This is a genomic window from Streptomyces sp. NPDC050423, assembly GCF_040655445.1.
Taxonomy (GTDB): domain Bacteria; phylum Actinomycetota; class Actinomycetes; order Streptomycetales; family Streptomycetaceae; genus Streptomyces.
The window spans coordinates 50,568-68,131 of record NZ_JBFAJY010000029.1; the positions used below are offsets into that span (position 1 = coordinate 50,568).

A 17,564-nucleotide genomic window follows, 5' to 3' on the forward strand; every position below is an offset into this window, starting at 1 on the left:
GCCCTCGACCGCCGGACGTGCCGGGGCGTCGGAGGCATGCGGGGCGTCCGGCGATCCGCTGCGCTGCGCTGCCTGCCGGGTCATGCCGATGACGACACGCTGTCAACGCGGCGGGCTCTCGCGCCGACCCGACACCCTGCCGAACCACACGCCCCACTCCATACAAGGTGGCCATACCGAGCCGAGCCCGCCGCGGCCTACGCTCGCCGTATGACCCCTCATCCCCGTCATGCCGACGCCGCAGACCCCGCCGCCGGCGCGGCCGTGAAGGCCGCCGACCGTGCGCACGTGTTCCACTCCTGGTCCGCCCAGGGCCTGATCGACCCGCTCGCCGTCGCCGGCGCCGAGGGGGCGTACTTCTGGGACTACGACGGCAACCGCTACCTGGACTTCACCAGCGGTCTCGTCTACACCAACATCGGCTATCAGCACCCCACCGTCGTCGCCGCGATCCAGGAGCAGGCGGGGAAGATGACGACCTTCGCGCCCGCCTTCGCGATCGAGTCGCGCTCCGAGGCGGCCCGCCTCATCGCCGAGCGCACCCCCGGCGACCTGGACAAGATCTTCTTCACCAACGGCGGCGCCGAGGCCGTCGAGAACGCCGTCCGGATGGCCCGGCTGCACACCGGCCGTACGAAGGTGCTCTCCGCCTACCGCTCGTACCACGGCGCCACCTCCACCGCGATCAACCTGACCGGTGACCCGCGCCGCTGGGCGTCGGACAACGGCTCGGCGGGCGTCGTCCGGTTCTGGGCCCCGTTCCTCTACCGCTCGCCGTTCCACGCCGAGACCGAGGCGCAGGAGTGCGCCCGCGCGCTCCAGCACCTGGAGGACACCCTCGCCTACGAGGGCCCCTCGACCATCGCCGCGATCATCCTGGAGACCATCCCGGGCACGGCCGGCATCATGACGCCGCCGCCCGGCTACCTCGCCGGTGTCCGCGAGATCTGCGACCGGTACGGGATCGTCTTCGTCCTCGACGAGGTGATGGCCGGATTCGGCCGTACCGGCAAGTGGTTCGCCGCCGACCACTTCGACGTCACCCCCGACCTGATGACCTTCGCCAAGGGCGTCAACTCCGGTTACGTACCGCTCGGCGGCGTCGCGATCTCCGCCGAGATCGCCGCCACCTTCGACACCCGCCCCTACCCGGGCGGGCTGACCTACTCCGGCCACCCGCTGGCCTGCGCCGCGGCCGTCGCCACCATCCACGTGATGGAGGACGAGAAGGTCATCGAGAACGCCGCCCACATCGGTGAGACGGTCCTCGGCCCCGGCCTGCGCGAGCTGGCCGAGAATCACCCGTCGGTCGGCGAGGTCCGCGGCCTCGGCGCGTTCTGGGCGCTGGAGCTGGTCCGGAACAAGGAGACCCGCGAGCCGCTGGTCCCGTACAACGCGACGGGCGCGGCCAACGCCCCGATGGCGGCCTTCGGAGCGGCGGCGAAGAAGAACGGCCTGTGGCCGTTCATCAACATGAACCGCACCCACGCCGTACCGGCCTGCAACGTCACCGAGGCCGAGGCCAAGGAAGGCCTGGCGGCACTGGACATCGCGCTGTCGGTGGCCGACGAGCACACCGTGTAGCACCGTCCGCGCACAGCGCCCCTCCCCTCCCGGCCGACGTCTCGTCCGGCCCGGCGGTCCGGCTCGGTCTAAGGTGGCCGAAACCGAAACAGGGGAGGGGCGCCCATGCGCGCGAGCGGGGCTGTCACGCGCAGTACGCTGCGGCAGCAGATCGCGGACGCGCTGCGTGACGAGGTGCTTGCGGGGCGTCTCCAGCCGGGACGGGAGTTCACCGTCAAGCAGATCGCCGAGCAGTACGGCGTCTCCGCGACGCCTGTCCGGGAAGCGCTGTTCGATCTCTCCGCGCAGGGCCTGCTCGAATCCGATCAGCACCGCGGATTCCGGGTGCACCAGTTCACCGTCGCGGACTACCGGGCGTTGGTGGAGGCCCGCACCCTGGTCATGGACGGGGTGATCCGGGACGTCTTCCGCCACCCTCGCCCGTCCCCGGCACGGCAGCTGAGGAACCGGGACGCGCTCGTCTCCGTACGCCGCCGGGCCGAGGAGGCCACCCGCGCGGCGCGCGGCGGTGACCTGGACATCCTCATCGGCTACGACCTGCGCTTCTGGCGCGAGCTGGGCGCGCTCGCCGGCAACACGTACATCAGCGACTTCCTGCACCGGCTGCGCGTCCAGGCCTGGGTGTTCGCCGTGCCGTACCTGCGCGGCGACGGGGACGCACGGGACTGGCTCTGGCAGGGCCACGCCGACCTCGTCGCCGCGGTCACGCTCCGGGACCGCGAGGCGCTGCGCGTGGTGATCGAGGAGTACAACGGCCACGCGCTGAGCTGGGCGGACCGGCTGGCGGCCGGAGACCCGGACCACCTCGGTCACGCACCGCAGCCGCCCGGTGCGGACGAATCCGCGCAGGCGGCGCGGCCGGAGGCCTGACCGGCACCGGTCCCCGAACTCGGTCATGGGGGACCACTGTCCGCGACGTGCCGACCGCATTACGCTGTCCCGAATTACGCTGTCCTGACCATCGCACGCACCAGTTGGAGAGCGAGACTTCGTGGCCTGTGACCTGTGGCTGGTCCCCCTCGTCGATGTGCTGTGCCACAGCCCCGACAACCCCTTCGCCGAGGAGATAGCGGTCTTCGACAAGGCGCTGGGTGAGGCAGGGCTGCCGCCCGTACCCGTCTACGCCTACATGCCGGGTCTGACCGGAGACGTGGCCCCGGTCGCGGGCTTCGACTACGACGCCCTGCACTTCCTGCGCCGCGCCTATCTGCTCCAGATCAGCGGCCTCGCCGTCACGCCCGTGGACGAACTGGGCGGCGACTACGAGCAGTTGCTGGAGATGTTCGAGTCGACGGCCCAGCAGTCGCACCTGGTGTGGCACTACGACCACGCCGGGGCGTACGTCCCGCTGGACTTCGCGTACCCGATCTCCACCGACGACCTGCTGGAGGGCGGCGGCCCGCTCGGCTCGGCGCACGGGCTGCTGAGGGAGCTGGCGTTCGTCGCCCCGTCCATCGGTATCGATCCGGCCAACCCGCCGGCCGCCCCGCTGCCGCCCGCCGCGCCCACCGACCTGGAGGAACCGGCGGTCCCGATTCCGTACGACGACAGCCCGTTCGCCCGGGAGCGGCACGTCTGGCTCGGTCTGCACGCGGCGGTCACCCGCAGCCTCGCCCAGGGCTCAATGATCATTTTCAGCTGACGAACGAGCTGACGAACGAGCTGACGAACGAGCTGACGAACGAGCTGACGAACGAGCTGACGAACGAGCCGTCGGCCAAAGCTCCCGCCGGAACCCCGCAGCCATCACCGGTCATCGCAACCGGTCATCGACGGTCATCGCGGGGACTCCGGCGGCCGCTGCCGCGGCATGTTCGGCCGGCCCATCGACTGCAGCGGGAACCGCCCCGGCTGCGCACCCTGCTCCGCCCGCCCGCCGCCCGTGCCGCCGGACACCAGCGCCTGCATCCCCATCGGCGCGGGACCGGCCCGGAACTCCACCATCCAGTCCGCGGTCTCCGACCGCACGAGCTCCGTGATGTCCTCCGAGAACCGCCGCAGCACACCGAGGCACCGCTCGGCCGCCTCGCTCGCCGTCCCCTCGGTCGGGCCGAGCACCTCCCGCACGCACTCCGAGGCCCAGTCGAACTGGAGCACCTGGAGCCGCCGCTGTACGGCCTGTGCCGTCGCGAGATTCCTTATCCAGCCCGAGGTCAGGCCGAAGTACCGGTCGCACGCCATGCACGCGGCACCCAGCAGCAGCGACAGATAGCCCCAGCCCGCCGCGCCGTGCAGCGCCCCCGTCAGATCGAGCAGCGGCAGCGCGGCGCCCGCCACCGCCCCGGCCGCGGTCCCCATCCGCAGGACCCTGGCCCCGCGCCGCTTCCACACCCGGTCGGCCAGATACCAGTCGGCGGTGCGCAGCGCGTCGGCCTCGACCCAGCGGTAGAGCTCGTCGAGCCGCTGGGCCGGTTCCCCCCAGTCGCCGAGCGGGAAGGGCGTTCCGGTCAGATCCCGGTCCGGCGCACCGGAGCCCGGACCGGAAGGAGCGGCGGAACCGGCCGGACCGGGCACACCGGAATCGTTGCGGGGCGGCCCTTCGGGCTGCATCTCCGGCTGACTCACCGGGGTACTCCTCTGCATGCTGCATTGCGACGCGTGGTGTCGACCGCGTCCTCGACGATGGGCGGGATCTCTGCCCTCTGCTCACTGGCGCTCGCTGCGACCGGCAGTGCCCCATGCGTAACCTTGCGTGACGGTTGGTGCATGTGCGCGTACCGGGACGCATGCCCTTCCTACCGCCGAATGGTGGGCCGCGGGGTCGAAATCGCGGTATTCCCGGGTGCGCGGAGCCTGTGATCAGGTATAGGAGTCCTGCCTTCGCTGACTCGATCTCACCCGAAAGAGTTGCTCGTCAGTGGGTGGGGCGCGCCGCCCGGGGACAACGTAGGCTCGGCGTACCGAAACATTTGTCGTCGAAATGCCTGGAGTGACCGTGATTCCCGGTGGTGGTCAGCCCAATATGCAACAGCTGCTGCAGCAGGCCCAGAAGATGCAGCAGGACCTCGCGGAGGCCCAGGAGGAACTGGCCAGGACCGAGGTCGACGGTCAGGCGGGCGGCGGTCTCGTCAAGGCCACCGTCACCGGCTCCGGCGAGCTGCGCGCCCTGGTGATCGACCCGAAGGCGGTGGACCCGGAGGACACCGAGACGCTCGCGGACCTCGTCGTCGCGGCGGTCCAGGCGGCGAACGAGAACGCCCAGGCGCTCCAGCAGCAGAAGCTGGGCCCGCTGGCCCAGGGCCTGGGCGGCATGCCCGGCCTCCCCTTCTGACGAAGAACCCGTCCGAGGACCTGACCGAGGTCCTGCCTCCGAGGACACACCCAGGACGGTACGCACCCCCTACGGTACGTACCACTACGCGGCCGACCAGGCGCCAGGAAAGGCTTTCCGTTGTACGAAGGCGTGGTTCAGGACCTCATCGACGAGTTGGGCAGGCTGCCCGGCGTCGGTCCCAAGAGCGCGCAGCGGATCGCCTTCCACATCCTCCAGGCGGAGCCCACGGATGTGCGCCGCCTCGCCCATGCCCTCCTTGAGGTCAAGGACAAGGTCCGCTTCTGCGCGATCTGCGGCAACGTGGCACAGCAGGAGCACTGCGGGATCTGCCGCGACCCGCGCCGCGATCTGACGGTCATCTGTGTCGTCGAGGAGCCGAAGGACGTCGTCGCGATCGAGCGGACCCGCGAGTTCCGGGGCCGTTACCACGTACTGGGCGGGGCGATCAGCCCCATCGAGGGCGTCGGTCCGGACGATCTGCGCATCCGCGAGCTGCTGGCCCGGCTGGCGGACGGCTCCATCACGGAACTGATCCTGGCGACCGACCCCAACCTGGAGGGCGAGGCCACCGCGACGTACCTGGCGCGGATGGTCAAGCCGATGGGGCTGCGGGTCACCCGGCTGGCCAGCGGTCTGCCGGTGGGCGGCGACCTCGAGTACGCGGACGAGGTCACGCTCGGCCGCGCCTTCGAGGGGAGGCGTCTGCTCGATGTCTGACCCGCTCCCGGCCCGCCTTCCGGCCAACCTCCCGGCTCAGGCTCCGGCCTCTTGCCCGGGGCCTCACGGCGGCTTTAGGTTCGGCGCAGTTATCTTCTACTCACCGTCTCCGACAGTGCCCACGGGAGGTCTCTGCGATGTCTGACGCCACGCTGAACACTGTCACCCAGGACCCCGACGACTTCGCGGTCCAGATCGCCGACCAGATCAAGACGTTCATCGTCGCGGTCACGGAGGTGTCGCGGGTCGAGGAGCCGGAAGAAGCCGTTCCGGTGCTGCTGCTCCAGGTCTCCCAGCTCCTGCTGGCGGGCGGCCGGCTGGGCGCGTACGAGGACATCCTCCCGGACGAGCGCTACGAGCCGGACCTCGGCGCCGAACCGGACGCGGACGGCCTGCGCGAGCGCTTCGCCGCCCTCCTGGAGCCGATCGACGTCTACTCCGAGGTCTTCGACCCGTACGAGCCCCGCAAGGCCCCGGTCCCGGCCCGCATCTCCGACGACCTGGCCGACCTCGTCACGGACCTGCGCCACGGCCTGGCCCACTACGAGGAGGACCGCACCACCGAGGCGCTGTGGTGGTGGCAGTTCTCCTACTTCTCCAACTGGGGCTCCACCGCCTCCGCCGCCCTGCGCGCCCTCCAGTCGCTCATCGCCCACATCCGCCTCAACCAGCCCCTCCAGGCGCTCGACGGCCTGGACACCGACCAGGACGCCGGCGACGACGACCTGGCCGAGGAGGCCGGCCGCGTGATGGTCGAGGAGATCGCGGCCCCGCTGGGCCTGCGCCCGGTCACGTAGCGGACCGGTCGGCAGCGGAGTGCGGCGCCAGTGCGACGGGGCACGGGAAGACGGAGGCGTTCGATGACTCAGTACGACAACTGGGCCGATGCGGTCGGGATTTCCCAGGCGCGGGTCTCCCAGATCGAACGCGGTGAGATCCACAATCTGGAGACCATGCGCACCTACGCGTCGGCGCTGGGAGCCAAGATCACGGTCTCCATCGAGTACGGCGATCGGATCGTGGGCGCGGCCTGATCACAGGCGATCGACCCGGCCGAGGGCCGACCAGAGCCGGTCCGCGTCCACGAAGGGCGCCGTCGGCGTGGGCCAGGACTGCCACATCAGCGGCCAGGTGTGCCCGTTCAGCGCCGGTACGCCGACGTAGCTGACCTGGTGCCGGGTCCCGAACCGCTCGACGTCCAGCGGCCACGCGCGGTCGCCCGCGGTGCGCGGCGGCAGCAGGAAGTACATCCAGCGCATCCCGGTCCCCTGCCACACGATCGGCCCGGCATCGTCCTCCGTGGCCCGCCCCAGCCGGGCCGCGACCTCCTCGCCTCGGATGCCCTGGATGCGCAGGGCGTCGAAGTGGATCCCGCTCATGCGGAGTTGGTGCCCGGAGAAGGGGACCCAGTCAGGGCGGTGAATCTCTTGCGTCATGGCTACACGGTGGCAGTGAAGTGGCTACGCTCGGTAGCGACTACTGCGATACGCGGTGCTGTGTATCCAATGGAGGTGGCTGCTGTGTCAGTTCAGGACCCGCCCCCCGCGGCTTGGCGCTACTGCGGTGACCAGCTGAAACGCTGGCGTACGCGGGCGGGCGTCAGCCGGGAGGAACTGGGCGCGGCGGCGAAGTACGCCCCGGACACGATCAAGTCGATGGAGCAGGGCGTACGGATGCCGACGCCGCAACTGCTGGATGCGGCGGATGCGCTGCTCCGGGCGGAGGGGCTGCTGAGCGCCGCGAAGCACTTCGTGCGGCGGGAGAAGTTTCCCGCGCGGGCGCAGGACTTCATGGGGCGGGAAAGCGAGGCGATCAGCCTCTGGTGGTACGAAACGGTCCTGGTGCCCGGCTTGTTGCAGACGAAGTCGTACGCGCAAGCACTGATCGGCAACCACTCGCCGCCTTTGGACGAGGAGACCGTGGAAGCGCGTGTATCGGCCAGGCTGGAGCGCCAGGCGATTTTGCGGCGCAAGCCCCCAGTCGCCCTGAGCTTCGTCCTCTACGAAGCGGTGCTGCGGGGCCCGCACGTGGACAGGGGGCAGCTGATCCAGCTGTTGGAGCTGGGGCAGTTGCGTAATGTGTCCGTGCAAGTGATGCCCTTTGAAAGAGCCATTCCTGCTGCCCTGTTGGGTCCGGTGGTACTGCTGGAATCGTCGGACCATGAGCGACTTGCCTTCGATGAGGGGCAGTTCGACAGTCGATTGAGTTCCGATCCGAGCATGGTCAGCATGACGAGCGAGCGGCTTAGCATGATCCGTATGGAGGCTCTGGGGGTGCGAGAGTCGGCAGACTTCATTGAGCGGATGGTGGACGAGTTATGAGTGGCGAGCTGCGCTGGTTCAAGTCGAGTTACAGCAACTCCGAAGGCGGCGCCTGCGTCGAAGCCGCCCTGAGTTGGCGCACGTCCACGTACAGCGACTCCGAGGGCGGCAACTGCGTTCAGGTCGCCCCCTGCCCCACCGCGATACACATCCGCGACTCCAAGCTGACCGGTGGCCCCGAGCTGACGGTTCCGGCCGCGCCCTGGGCGGCGTTCGTCGCCTTCGCGGTGGCGTAGGGCCGCGTTTCCGCAGGTCGGCCCGAGGCTTAAGCCCCGAGCCGCGAGTCTCGGAGTCCGAGCCTCTTTCTGTAGGAATGGGTGGTGAGGTTGAACCCACCCACCCTCCCAAGTCCCGCGTATCACCTGTGCGGATGACTTTCGGTGATCGGCTTGCGTCACAGCGTGTGCGCGCTCTAGGTTCGGTGTAACAGTCCTTAAAACGGACGATCCCGGCGGTGCACCAACACCAACCGGGATCTTGTCCTGATAGATCGAAAGCGACTCGATCCACATGACTTCTGCCCATGTTAGTGCTGCCCTGCGTGCGCCCGCTCACCGCATGGCCAAAGCCGGTTACGGCAAGCGGCTCGTCCCCGACGAAGCCCCGCGCGGCGCGGCCGACTTCGCGCATCTGCCCACGCGGGAAGCGGCCATCGCCGCGTACATCGACCGGCTGCCCGAGGGTGCCGCGATCGGCTACAAGGTGCTGGCCGAGGAACTGCCCGACTACGGGCAGCAGGCGTGCCGCAGTGCGCTGGACCGGCTGACCAGGGCGGGGCACCTGCGCCGGATCAGGGTGCAGATCGCCGTGGAGGGCAGCGGGTTGCGCTGGGTGACGCGTACGTTCTTCGCCCGCACCTCCCGCGACGCGGCCTGGTGGGCGCGGTACATCCGGTACATCCGGGGCGTGGACGCTCCGGGACAGCCCCCGGCACCGGACGCGGTGCCGTCTGCCGAGCCCGCGTCCGAGCCCGAGCCGGGCGTTCCGGCCGCGCGCTCGGAGTCGTACGACGTGCTCGCCGGACTCGGGAGCAGGGAGCCGAGGCTCCAGCTCTCCGAGGGCGAATGCGTCGCCCTGGAACCGCTGGTGCAGGAGTGGCTGGCACGCGGGCTGGGCCGTGAGCAGATCAGCCAGGCACTGGTGTCAGGACTGCCGGCTTCCGTGCATTCCGCCGGAGCCTTCCTCCGTACTCGACTGGAGAACAAGATGCCGCCCGTACCGCAGCCGAAGAAGAACAAGTTCCGGGAAGTGGAAGAGACCATCGTGGCGGCGCTGGAGATGTGCGCCTTCTGCGACGAGGACGAGAGCACCACCACGCTCGTGGACGGTGTCTGCGTGGACTGCCGCGCGGACATCGACCGGGACGAGGCGAACGGAGCGACGGGCGACATCCCCGACACGTTCCTGGCCCGTCCCCGGCAGCGTACGGACGTCGCGGCCAGGGTGGCGGGGCTGCGGGCGGCCGCGGGGCGCCCGGCCGTACCGGGGCCGAGGACGGGCCGCTGAGCGCGGCCCGTGGCAACTGTCATCCCGTGGACATCGACCTATCGTGGGGGTGGTCCCGTGATTCCGTGCGCTGAAAGGGGGCCGGACATGGCCCGGTACACAGTTCGGATCGACGAGGCGTTCGTCGCCGATGCCCGTGCGAAGTACGGGGTGGAGACAGACGAGCAGGCGATTACGGCAGCCGTGGAGGACGCGGCGAAGCGGCTGCGGCGCGAGGAATTCAGCGACGCGATCAAGTCGGGCGAGATCGACTTCATGCCGGACGTGCCGGGTGGACCCGGACAGGAGACGTCGGCGGCGTGAGCGAACGGTACCTGCTGGACAAGTCGGCCTTTGCCCGCTGGAAGCAGCCCGTGGTTGCCAAGATGCTGGACCCGCTGAGGGACCGGGGGCTCTTATGCATGTCCGCTGCTGTCCGGGTGGAGGCAATGTACTCGGCCCGTGGCGTCGCCGATGCGAAGCGGCTGGACCGCTGGATGTCGGGATTCGATCACCTGCCGTGCCCCGATGAGGTGTGGGACACGGTGCTGGACACCCAGCGCGCGGCGGTGGCCAACGGCAACCACCGCGCGTTCTCGCTCGCTGATCTGCTGATCGCGTCGACCGCGAAGCGCCACGGTGTCACCGTTCTCCACTACGACGAGGACTACGACCGGATCGCTGAGATCACCGGGCATCCGAGCCGCTGGGTCGTCGAGCCCGGATTGGCCGACCGGCTCGAGTAGCCCCGGCCTCCCGGGCGACATCCCCGACACGTTCCTGGCCCGTCCCCGGCAGCGTACGGACGTCGCGGCCAGGGTGGCGGGGCTGCGGGCGGCCGCGGGGCGCCCGGCCGTACCGGGGCCGAGGACGGGCCGCTGAGTCACCCGTCGCAGGCGTTCACCCGGCCGACACCCGCCCGATGGCCGGGATTCGCCAGTCGGGGCGGGTGCGGATGAGTGGATGTGCACGATCCTCGGCGCACCCCACGCAGCGCCCCGCCTCGCCCCCGCAGACACGTGGAGACCGTATGACCGGCTCAGTCCGTACCCAGCCCCAGCCCCGCGCCCCTCGCCTGCGCCGTCTGGGGGCCGGGCTCGCCGCGGGCGCGGTGGTGCTGGGCGGGGTGCTCGCCAGTGGTGGTACGGCCGCGGCGGCGGGCAGCGTGGCCGGCTCCACGGCCGGGGCCCCCGAGGCCGGGGAGCTGCTCGATGTCACCCTGGACCAGCTGCGTCCCACCCAGTCCACCGTGGGCTTCGATCAGATCTACTACAAGCTGGGCCGCTACACCGGCACCAAGGACGAGGCGAACGGCGACTTCAACAAGCGGTTCGACGACTGGTGCGAGACCAACGGCCAGGAGAAGGCCGCGAGCGTGCAGCCCGGCGCCAGGCTCTCCGACGCGTCGAGCTTCACCTGCACCGTCCCCCTCGGTAAGGAGACGGCCGAGACCCGTGCCGCGATGAAGACGGTCGTCGTCGGGCCCGGCGGTGTCCTGTACCTCACCGACGGGCACCACTCCCTGACGTCGCTCCTGGAGGCGCCCGACGGCGGCCCGAAGACCCACATCAGGCTGCGCGTCGTGGACAACCTGAGCGGGCTGTCCACCGCCGCGTTCTGGAGGACCATGCAGGAGAAGAAGTGGGTCTGGCTGCGGGACGAGAACAACCGGCCCATCACCACGGACCAGCTTCCCCAGCGCCTCGGCCTGGCCCACTTCCACGACGACCGCTACCGCAGCCTCGTCTACTTCACCCGTGACATCGGCTACCGGGCGCCCGCCGACGCCGCGGAGTTCCTGGAGTTCCAGTGGGGCACCTGGCTGCGTGAGCGCGTCGACCTCGGCACGTACGACCTGACCGCCCCCGCCTCGTACCTCTCCGCGATCCGCACCGCCTCGGAGGTGATGTCGGCGACGCCCGGCGACACCGTCATCGCCGACGGCCGCACCGCCGACGAGCTCGGCCGGATGGCGGAGTGGAACAACGGCAAGAAGGCGACCGGCGGCGAGTTCGGGAAGCTCAGCGCCCCGATCTCCGACGCGAAGCCCGGCAAGCTCGCGTACGCCCTCGACTACCGGGCCCGTGTCCCCGCCGCCCCCGCCTGCACCAAGACGGTGACCGGCAAGCACACCGGACCGCTGGTCATCTCCTCCGGCGTCACATGCCTGGACGGTACGAGGCTGACCGGCCCCGTCGTGGTCGGCGCGGGCGCGAGCCTGGTGGCGAAGGGCGCCGAGATCACCGGGCCCGTCCAGGCGGTCGGCGCGCGTACGGTTCAGATCTGCGGCACGTCGCTGGCCGGCCCGCTCTCCGTGGTCGGCACGGAGGAACGGCTGACCCTGTCGGGCCCCGGCTGCACCCCGAACACCCTGAAGGGCCCCGTCCAGCTGGTCGGCAACCCGTAGCCGGTGTGGCCGTCCCCGGTGCCGGGCGTGTGGCCTGGGACACATAGAGGAGTGCCGGGACGATCGGCGGGCAGCAACCTCGTACGAGCAGTTCGGAACGGCGCGCCGGTGATCACGTGGTGAGCGGGACATCTCAGCATGTGGTATCGGCGAGGCGTTTCCGGGCTGCTCGTTAAACTGAGCCGACAGCAATGGATTGAGCGAGGAGCGCACGTGGGCCTTGTCGTGCAGAAGTACGGAGGTTCCTCCGTAGCCGATGCCGAGGGCATCAAGCGCGTCGCCAAGCGAATCGTCGATGCCAAGAAGAACGGCAACCAGGTGGTTGTCGTGGTGTCAGCGATGGGCGACACGACGGACGAGCTGATCGAACTCGCCGGGCAGGTATCCCCGATTCCGGCCGGGCGTGAGTTCGACATGCTCCTGACCGCGGGAGAGCGGATCTCCATGGCTCTGCTGGCCATGGCGATCAAGAACCTGGGCCATGAGGCCCAGTCGTTCACCGGCAGTCAGGCCGGCGTCATCACCGACTCGGTCCACAACAAAGCGCGCATCATCGATGTGACGCCGGGCCGCATCCGGACCTCGATCGACGAGGGCAACATCGCCATCGTCGCCGGGTTCCAGGGGGTGAGCCAGGAGGGCAAGAACATCACCACCCTGGGTCGCGGCGGGTCCGACACCACCGCGGTCGCGCTCGCCGCCGCGCTGGACGCCGAGGTCTGTGAGATCTATACAGATGTGGACGGTGTCTTCACCGCCGACCCGCGGGTCGTCAAGAAGGCCCGGAAGATCGACTGGATCTCCTTCGAGGACATGCTGGAGCTGGCGGCGTCCGGCTCCAAGGTGCTGCTGCACCGGTGCGTGGAATACGCACGCCGCTACAACATTCCGATCCACGTCCGCTCGTCCTTCTCGGGACTGCGCGGAACCTGGGTCAGCAACGAGCCGCAAGGGGACCAGCAGGTGGAGCACGCGATCATCTCCGGAGTCGCCCATGACGTCTCCGAGGCCAAGGTCACCGTCGTCGGTGTGCCCGACAAGCCGGGCGAGGCCGCCGCGATCTTCCGTACGATCGCCAACGCCGAGGTCAACATCGACATGGTGGTGCAGAACGTCTCCGCCGCGTCGACCGGTCTGACCGACATCTCGTTCACGCTCCCGAAGTCCGAGGGCCGCAAGGCCATCGACGCCCTGGAGCGCAGCCGCGGTGCCATCGGCTTCGCCTCGCTGCGCTACGACGACCAGATCGCCAAGATCTCCCTGGTCGGCGCCGGCATGAAGACCAACCCGGGCGTCACCGCGGGCTTCTTCGAGGCACTGTCCGACGCGGGTGTGAACATCGAGCTGATCTCGACCTCCGAGATCCGCATCTCAGTGGTCACCCGTGCCGACGACGTCATCGAGGCCGTGCGCGCCGTGCACTCCGCCTTCGGCCTCGACAGCGACTCCGACGAGGCAGTCGTGTACGGGGGCACCGGCCGATGACCACACGCCGCCCTTCGCTCGCGGTCGTCGGCGCGACCGGGGCGATCGGTGGCGTCATGCTCCAGATCCTTTCGGAACACGCGGATGTCTGGGGCGAGGTGAAGCTGATCGCCTCGCCGCGTTCGGCCGGCGGCAAGCTGGTGGTGCGCGGTGAGGAGACCGAGGTCGTCGAACTCTCCGAGGACATCTTCGACGGCGTGGACGTGGCGCTGTTCCTGGCGCCCGACGAGGTGTCCGAACGCTGGGCGCCGCTCGCCGCGTCCCGGGGCGCGGTCGTCATCGACGACTCCGCGGCCTTCCGGATGGACGGCGACGTTCCGCTCGTCGTCCCCGAGATCAACCCCCACGCCGCCCGGATCAGACCGCGCGGCATCGTCGCGAGCCCGAACTCCACGACGCTGGCGCTGATCGTCGCGGTCGGCGCGCTGCACGCCGAATTCGGACTGCGGGAACTCGTCGTGTCCTCGTACCAGGCCGTCAGTGGAGTCGGGCGCGACGGCGTCGCCGCGCTGCGCGAGCAGCTGTCGATGGTGGCCGGCACCGAACTGGGCACGAAACCGGGCGACGTACGCCGGGTCGTGGGGGACGGCGACGACGGCCCGTTCGCCGCACCCGTCGCCCTCAACGTCGTGCCGTGGGCCGGTACGGACGCCGGGGACGGCTGGTCGTCCGAGGAGTTGGCGATCCGCGACGAGTGCCGCAAGATCCTCGATCTGCCGAGCCTGCGGGTGTCGGCGACCTGCGTGTACGTCCCCGTGATCGCCACCCACTCGATGTCCGTGCACGCCCGCTTCGAGAGCGAGGTCACGGTCGACCGGGCGCACGAGATCCTGGCGACCGCGCCCGGCGTGGTGCTGTACGACAGCCCCGGGGCGGGCGACTTCCCGACCCCGTCCGACGTGGTGGGCACCGATCCGACCTGGGTCGGCCGGGTCCGCCGGTCGATGGACGAGCCGCGGGCGCTGGAACTCTTCGTCTGCGGCGACAACCTCCGCAAGGGCGCCGCGCTGAACGTGGCGCAGATCGCCGAGTCGGTGGCTGCCGAATTCCCCGCGCACTGAATTTCCCCGGTCCTGATCGAACCCCTTTGTACGTTCTGTGAACGCCCTGTGAGCAAGTTGCTGGTCTGAACCTCTTGAGCTGGGGTGTCGCGGTGTCCGACGATGACCTTTCGGCCCGCTGCAACCGCCGGTCGGGCGGCGCGCGTCTAAGCCGTCACTTCTTGCGCGGCGAGGCGCACATTCGGGGTATTTGGGGAAGAGCGGTTACGTATGAAGGCATATCGCATGGTGTCAAACGCGGTGCCGTATGCGTACAACCCTGACGGGGGGAAACGTGTCCAACTGGCGTGGCAGAGGTACTCGATATCACAGTGGTGGGCCCCTTGCGCGGCGCTTCGGTGCGACCGCTCAGACGGCCCCGCGCGCCCGGCGGCATGCCGGTGATCGCGCCCATGCCCGCTACGCGCCCGACAGGGCTGCCGTCACAGCGCGAGGGCGCTGACGACAGCGTGGCGGCCGGAACTACAGTTGACCATCTCACCGAAACCTATCGCGCCCACTACCGTTCGCTGCTCGGCCTCGCGGCCCTGCTGCTGGACGACACGGCATCCTGTGAGGACGTCGTGCAGGAGGCGTTCATACGCGTGCACTCCGCGCGCAACCGGGTACGGGAGCCCGAGAAGACACTCGCGTATCTGCGCCAGACCGTCGTCAACCTCTCCCGCTCCGCGCTGCGTCGCCGCATCCTCGGGCTGAAGCTGCTCTCCAAGCCCATGCCGGACATGGCGAGCGCGGAGGAGGGTGCGTACGACCAACTGGAGCGGGACGCCCTGATCAAGGCGATGCGGGGGCTGCAACGGCGCCAGCGGGAGGTACTGGTGCTGCGCTACTTCGCGGACATGACCGAGGCACAAGTCGCCACGACCCTCGGGATATCCCTGGGCTCGGTGAAGGCGTACGGCTCCCGCGGCATCGCGGCGCTGCGCGTGGTGATGGAGGCGCAGGCATGAGCCGGCGCGACGGCCACGAGCACGGTCACGGGCACGAGGGCGAGAACGGACACCGGCACGGGCCCTCATTCGGACATCGGATTGACCGGACTGGAAACGGAATTGTGAATCACGGGCCGGACAGCACCCCGGGCACGGACCGCGACGCAGGACCGGGCACGGAGCCCGGTGGGCTGTCCGACCTCTTCGGCAGCGGCGGTGGCAGTGGCAGCGGCGGTGGCAGCCGTGGTGGCAGCGGCTCCGACTTCGGCTCCGACTTCGGTTCCGGCTCAGGCTTCGGCTTCGGTTCCCACGATGGTGCGGACGCCGACGAGGACGCGCTGCGCCGGATGATGCGCGGTGCCGTGCAGGGCCTTGAACCCCGTGACGGCAGCCTCGACCACCTGTACCGCGCGGTGCCCGCCCGGCGGGCCCGGCGGCGGCAGGCGCTCGTCGGCGCGGCTGCGGCGGCCCTGCTCATCGGCACCGCGGTCCCCGCCTTCGTCCACGTCGCGAACTCCGAGGGATCGAACACCGCCAGCCCCGCGATCGCCGGTCACGGCGAACAGGCACAGGGCGGCAACGGCGAGGAGCCCGGTCCTGCCTCCGGCGGCCCGAACGGCGGCGTCGGGAGCGACGGGCGGCACGACGCCGGTGACGGTGTCCCCGACAGCTCGGCCAGCCCGTCCGCCAGCAGCGGCCAGGGCGTGGCGGGCACGACGGCCGGCGGTTCGGCCGACCCGCGGGCCAGCGCGGCGGCCGGCATGCCGACCTGCTCGCCCGACCAGCTCGGGGTCGCCTCGGCCAGCACCGGCGCGGCCGGTGCCGACGGCACGGTGTACGGAACGTTCCGGATCGCCAATGTCTCCGGCAAGGACTGCTCGGTGAGCAGCGGCGGAACGGTGGGCTTCCAGGCGATGGGCGCGGCGGACCCGGCCAAGATCGTGGTCGTCCGGCACACCCAGGGGGACGCGGCGTCCGGACTGCCCGATCCCGCGCAGGAGGAGGCGACGGTGCTGCTGAAGCCGGAGATGGCGTACGAGGTGCAGTTCGCCTGGGTCCCGGGGGACACCTGCCCGACGACCGGCGGTTCAGCCTCCCCGAGCCCGACGGAGGGCGCGGCCGGCAGCACCGGGGGCCTGTCCGGGTCCAGTACGGGCAGCGGGACCGGGGACACCGCAGCGGGTACGGAGACGCAGCTCGGCAGCGAGGACGGCCCGGGGACGGCGCAGGGCAGCGTCTCCGTGAAGCACACCCCGGAACCGGGAGCGCCGGTCGCCGAGACGAAGATCGCCAACGCCTGTGCGGGCACGATCTACCGGACGGGCGCGCTGGAGCCGTCGTCGTAGGAGCGGTGCCGGAGCGGTGCCGGAGCGGTGCGGGAGCGCCCGGCGTTCAGCGGCCCGTGGCCGGGTCCGGGGTCGCGTCCGTGTCGTCCGAGCTTGTGTCCGCGTCCGGGGCCGGGGTCGCGTCTGGGTCGGCGACGAGGCCCAGCCGCAGGTCCCGGACGGCCTCGGCCTCACGCCGGACCAGCCGGAACCACATGAAGAGCACGAACGCCGCGAAGACGAACCACTCGCACAGGTAGCCCAGATTCTGGAAGGCCTTCAGGTCGAGCCCGGTGCCCTGCGCCGCGGCGGCCGGTACGGGGCGCAGGACGGCGGCGCCCTTGGCGGCGTCCGCACCGGCGGCGGACTTGCCACCGGGGCGGGCGTCGGTCTGCTGGAGTGTCACCCATGCGTCGTACACGTCGTAGGGCACGAGGTTGACGAGTGACGCGGCGCTGATCATGCCGACCTGGCCGTCGGGGAGCCCGCCCTTCGCGTCGACCCCCGCCGTGGCCGTGTTCTCCGAGGCCTGGAGGTCGCCGGTCACGGTGACGTCGCCGGTCGGCGCGGCCGGCACCGAGGTGTGTCCGGCCTTCCCGGGCAGCCAGCCCCGCACCACGGGCAGCGCCTTGCCGCTGTCGGTGCGCAGCATGCCCACGACGTAGAAGCCGGTCCGGTCGTCCAGCTTCCGGCCGGGCACCAGGAACTGGTCGGCGTACCGGCCGGTCGCGGTGGCGGGACGGCCGGACGTCACCGTGTCGACGGGCAGCAGCTCGTCGAGCGGCTTGGCGGCCCTCGTGCCCGGATCGGGCTGCTTGTCGGCGGCCTCGTGCGTCTGCACGCGGTCCTCGAAGCGGCCGAGCTGCCACGTGCCCATGAACACGCAGAACGGGATGGCCAGCACGACGAAGAGGTTGATCCCCCACCATCGCGGGGTCAGCAGAAACCGGTACACCCCTCCACGGTACGGTCC

Annotated in this window: 20 protein-coding genes; 17 read left to right on the top strand and 3 right to left on the bottom strand. The window is 70.3% G+C overall.

Annotation, left to right across the window (positions count from 1 at the left end; translation table 11 throughout):
• The first annotated feature begins 210 nt into the window (after positions 1-210).
• From AB0I52_RS21565 to AB0I52_RS21575, 3 genes are all read left to right on the top strand, one after another.
• On the top strand, positions 211-1,584 hold the full coding sequence (locus AB0I52_RS21565; protein WP_363074882.1) for an aspartate aminotransferase family protein: 1,374 nt from the start codon (positions 211-213) through the stop codon (positions 1,582-1,584).
• 105 nt (positions 1,585-1,689) lie between these two features.
• Entirely contained in the window at positions 1,690-2,454 is a 765-nt protein-coding gene (locus AB0I52_RS21570) for a GntR family transcriptional regulator (RefSeq protein WP_363074884.1), read from the top strand.
• Positions 2,455-2,575: 121 nt separating this feature from the next.
• Positions 2,576-3,226, top strand: a complete 651-nt coding sequence (locus AB0I52_RS21575; protein WP_363074886.1) for a hypothetical protein — start codon at positions 2,576-2,578, stop codon at positions 3,224-3,226.
• 134 nt (positions 3,227-3,360) lie between these two features.
• Here the strand turns inward: AB0I52_RS21575 and AB0I52_RS21580 are convergent, their stop codons facing one another.
• Entirely contained in the window at positions 3,361-4,149 is a 789-nt protein-coding gene (locus AB0I52_RS21580) for an SLATT domain-containing protein (RefSeq protein WP_363074888.1), read from the bottom strand.
• Positions 4,150-4,519: 370 nt separating this feature from the next.
• Between AB0I52_RS21580 and AB0I52_RS21585 the strand changes: the two genes are divergently transcribed.
• From AB0I52_RS21585 to AB0I52_RS21600, 4 genes are all read left to right on the top strand, one after another.
• Positions 4,520-4,855 (top strand): YbaB/EbfC family nucleoid-associated protein, encoded by a 336-nt coding sequence (locus tag AB0I52_RS21585; protein WP_363074963.1) that lies wholly within the window; start codon positions 4,520-4,522, stop codon positions 4,853-4,855.
• Between the two features lie 120 nt (positions 4,856-4,975).
• Positions 4,976-5,575, top strand: coding sequence for a recombination mediator RecR (gene recR, locus AB0I52_RS21590; protein WP_362961245.1), 600 nt, complete (start codon positions 4,976-4,978; stop codon positions 5,573-5,575).
• Between the two features lie 137 nt (positions 5,576-5,712).
• A complete protein-coding gene (locus AB0I52_RS21595; RefSeq protein ID WP_362961248.1) occupies positions 5,713-6,372 on the top strand; it encodes a DUF5063 domain-containing protein in 660 nt (219 codons plus the stop codon).
• 63 nt (positions 6,373-6,435) lie between these two features.
• Positions 6,436-6,609, top strand: coding sequence for a helix-turn-helix transcriptional regulator (locus tag AB0I52_RS21600; protein ID WP_363074890.1), 174 nt, complete (start codon positions 6,436-6,438; stop codon positions 6,607-6,609).
• On the opposite strand, the gene AB0I52_RS21605 is transcribed toward AB0I52_RS21600, so the two are convergent.
• Positions 6,610-7,011, bottom strand: a complete 402-nt coding sequence (locus tag AB0I52_RS21605) for a hypothetical protein (protein WP_363074892.1) — start codon at positions 7,009-7,011, stop codon at positions 6,610-6,612.
• Positions 7,012-7,095: 84 nt separating this feature from the next.
• Here AB0I52_RS21605 and AB0I52_RS21610 point away from each other — a divergent pair, with 84 nt between their 5' ends.
• From AB0I52_RS21610 to AB0I52_RS21655, 10 genes are all read left to right on the top strand, one after another.
• Positions 7,096-7,896 carry a helix-turn-helix transcriptional regulator gene (locus AB0I52_RS21610; protein ID WP_363074894.1) on the top strand — a complete coding sequence of 267 codons (801 nt, stop codon included), beginning with the start codon at positions 7,096-7,098 and terminating at the stop codon, positions 7,894-7,896.
• Positions 7,893-8,132, top strand: coding sequence for a DUF397 domain-containing protein (locus AB0I52_RS21615; protein ID WP_363074896.1), 240 nt, complete (start codon positions 7,893-7,895; stop codon positions 8,130-8,132). Before AB0I52_RS21610 ends, AB0I52_RS21615 begins: the two co-directional genes overlap by 4 nt.
• A 322-nt stretch (positions 8,133-8,454) precedes the next feature.
• A complete protein-coding gene (locus AB0I52_RS21620) occupies positions 8,455-9,402 on the top strand; it encodes a hypothetical protein (RefSeq protein WP_363074898.1) in 948 nt (315 codons plus the stop codon).
• An 87-nt stretch (positions 9,403-9,489) separates the two neighbouring features.
• Entirely contained in the window at positions 9,490-9,705 is a 216-nt protein-coding gene (locus AB0I52_RS21625; RefSeq protein ID WP_363074900.1) for a hypothetical protein, read from the top strand.
• Positions 9,702-10,127 (top strand): PIN domain nuclease, encoded by a 426-nt coding sequence (locus AB0I52_RS21630; protein WP_363074902.1) that lies wholly within the window; start codon positions 9,702-9,704, stop codon positions 10,125-10,127. The genes AB0I52_RS21625 and AB0I52_RS21630 overlap by 4 nt, the downstream gene beginning before the upstream one ends.
• 284 nt (positions 10,128-10,411) lie before the next feature.
• On the top strand, positions 10,412-11,788 hold the full coding sequence (locus AB0I52_RS21635; RefSeq protein ID WP_363074904.1) for a ParB/Srx family N-terminal domain-containing protein: 1,377 nt from the start codon (positions 10,412-10,414) through the stop codon (positions 11,786-11,788).
• A gap of 213 nt (positions 11,789-12,001) precedes the next feature.
• On the top strand, positions 12,002-13,273 hold the full coding sequence (locus tag AB0I52_RS21640) for an aspartate kinase (RefSeq protein ID WP_363074906.1): 1,272 nt from the start codon (positions 12,002-12,004) through the stop codon (positions 13,271-13,273).
• A complete protein-coding gene (locus AB0I52_RS21645; protein WP_363074908.1) occupies positions 13,270-14,334 on the top strand; it encodes an aspartate-semialdehyde dehydrogenase in 1,065 nt (354 codons plus the stop codon). Before AB0I52_RS21640 ends, AB0I52_RS21645 begins: the two co-directional genes overlap by 4 nt.
• 374 nt (positions 14,335-14,708) lie before the next feature.
• Positions 14,709-15,284 carry a SigE family RNA polymerase sigma factor gene (locus tag AB0I52_RS21650; RefSeq protein WP_207319729.1) on the top strand — a complete coding sequence of 192 codons (576 nt, stop codon included), beginning with the start codon at positions 14,709-14,711 and terminating at the stop codon, positions 15,282-15,284.
• Between the two features lie 104 nt (positions 15,285-15,388).
• Positions 15,389-16,612, top strand: a complete 1,224-nt coding sequence (locus AB0I52_RS21655; protein ID WP_363074910.1) for a hypothetical protein — start codon at positions 15,389-15,391, stop codon at positions 16,610-16,612.
• 46 nt (positions 16,613-16,658) lie between these two features.
• Here AB0I52_RS21655 and AB0I52_RS21660 read toward each other — a convergent pair whose 3' ends face one another.
• Positions 16,659-17,546, bottom strand: coding sequence for an SURF1 family protein (locus tag AB0I52_RS21660; RefSeq protein WP_363074912.1), 888 nt, complete (start codon positions 17,544-17,546; stop codon positions 16,659-16,661).
• Positions 17,547-17,564 lie beyond the last annotated feature (18 nt).

Bases quoted from the DNA above. Each gene is read 5' to 3' on its own strand.
- AB0I52_RS21565 (WP_363074882.1), top strand. From the start codon at position 211: ATGACCCCTCATCCCCGTCATGCCGACGCCGCAGACCCCGCCGCCGGC.
- AB0I52_RS21570 (WP_363074884.1), top strand. From the start codon at position 1,690: ATGCGCGCGAGCGGGGCTGTCACGCGCAGTACGCTGCGGCAGCAGATC.
- AB0I52_RS21595 (WP_362961248.1), top strand. From the start codon at position 5,713: ATGTCTGACGCCACGCTGAACACTGTCACCCAGGACCCCGACGACTTC.
- AB0I52_RS21600 (WP_363074890.1), top strand. From the start codon at position 6,436: ATGACTCAGTACGACAACTGGGCCGATGCGGTCGGGATTTCCCAGGCG.
- AB0I52_RS21605 (WP_363074892.1), bottom strand. From the start codon at position 7,011: ATGACGCAAGAGATTCACCGCCCTGACTGGGTCCCCTTCTCCGGGCAC.
- AB0I52_RS21615 (WP_363074896.1), top strand. From the start codon at position 7,893: ATGAGTGGCGAGCTGCGCTGGTTCAAGTCGAGTTACAGCAACTCCGAA.
- AB0I52_RS21620 (WP_363074898.1), top strand. From the start codon at position 8,455: ATGGCCAAAGCCGGTTACGGCAAGCGGCTCGTCCCCGACGAAGCCCCG.
- AB0I52_RS21625 (WP_363074900.1), top strand. From the start codon at position 9,490: ATGGCCCGGTACACAGTTCGGATCGACGAGGCGTTCGTCGCCGATGCC.
- AB0I52_RS21635 (WP_363074904.1), top strand. From the start codon at position 10,412: ATGACCGGCTCAGTCCGTACCCAGCCCCAGCCCCGCGCCCCTCGCCTG.
- AB0I52_RS21645 (WP_363074908.1), top strand. From the start codon at position 13,270: ATGACCACACGCCGCCCTTCGCTCGCGGTCGTCGGCGCGACCGGGGCG.
- AB0I52_RS21650 (WP_207319729.1), top strand. From the start codon at position 14,709: ATGCCGGTGATCGCGCCCATGCCCGCTACGCGCCCGACAGGGCTGCCG.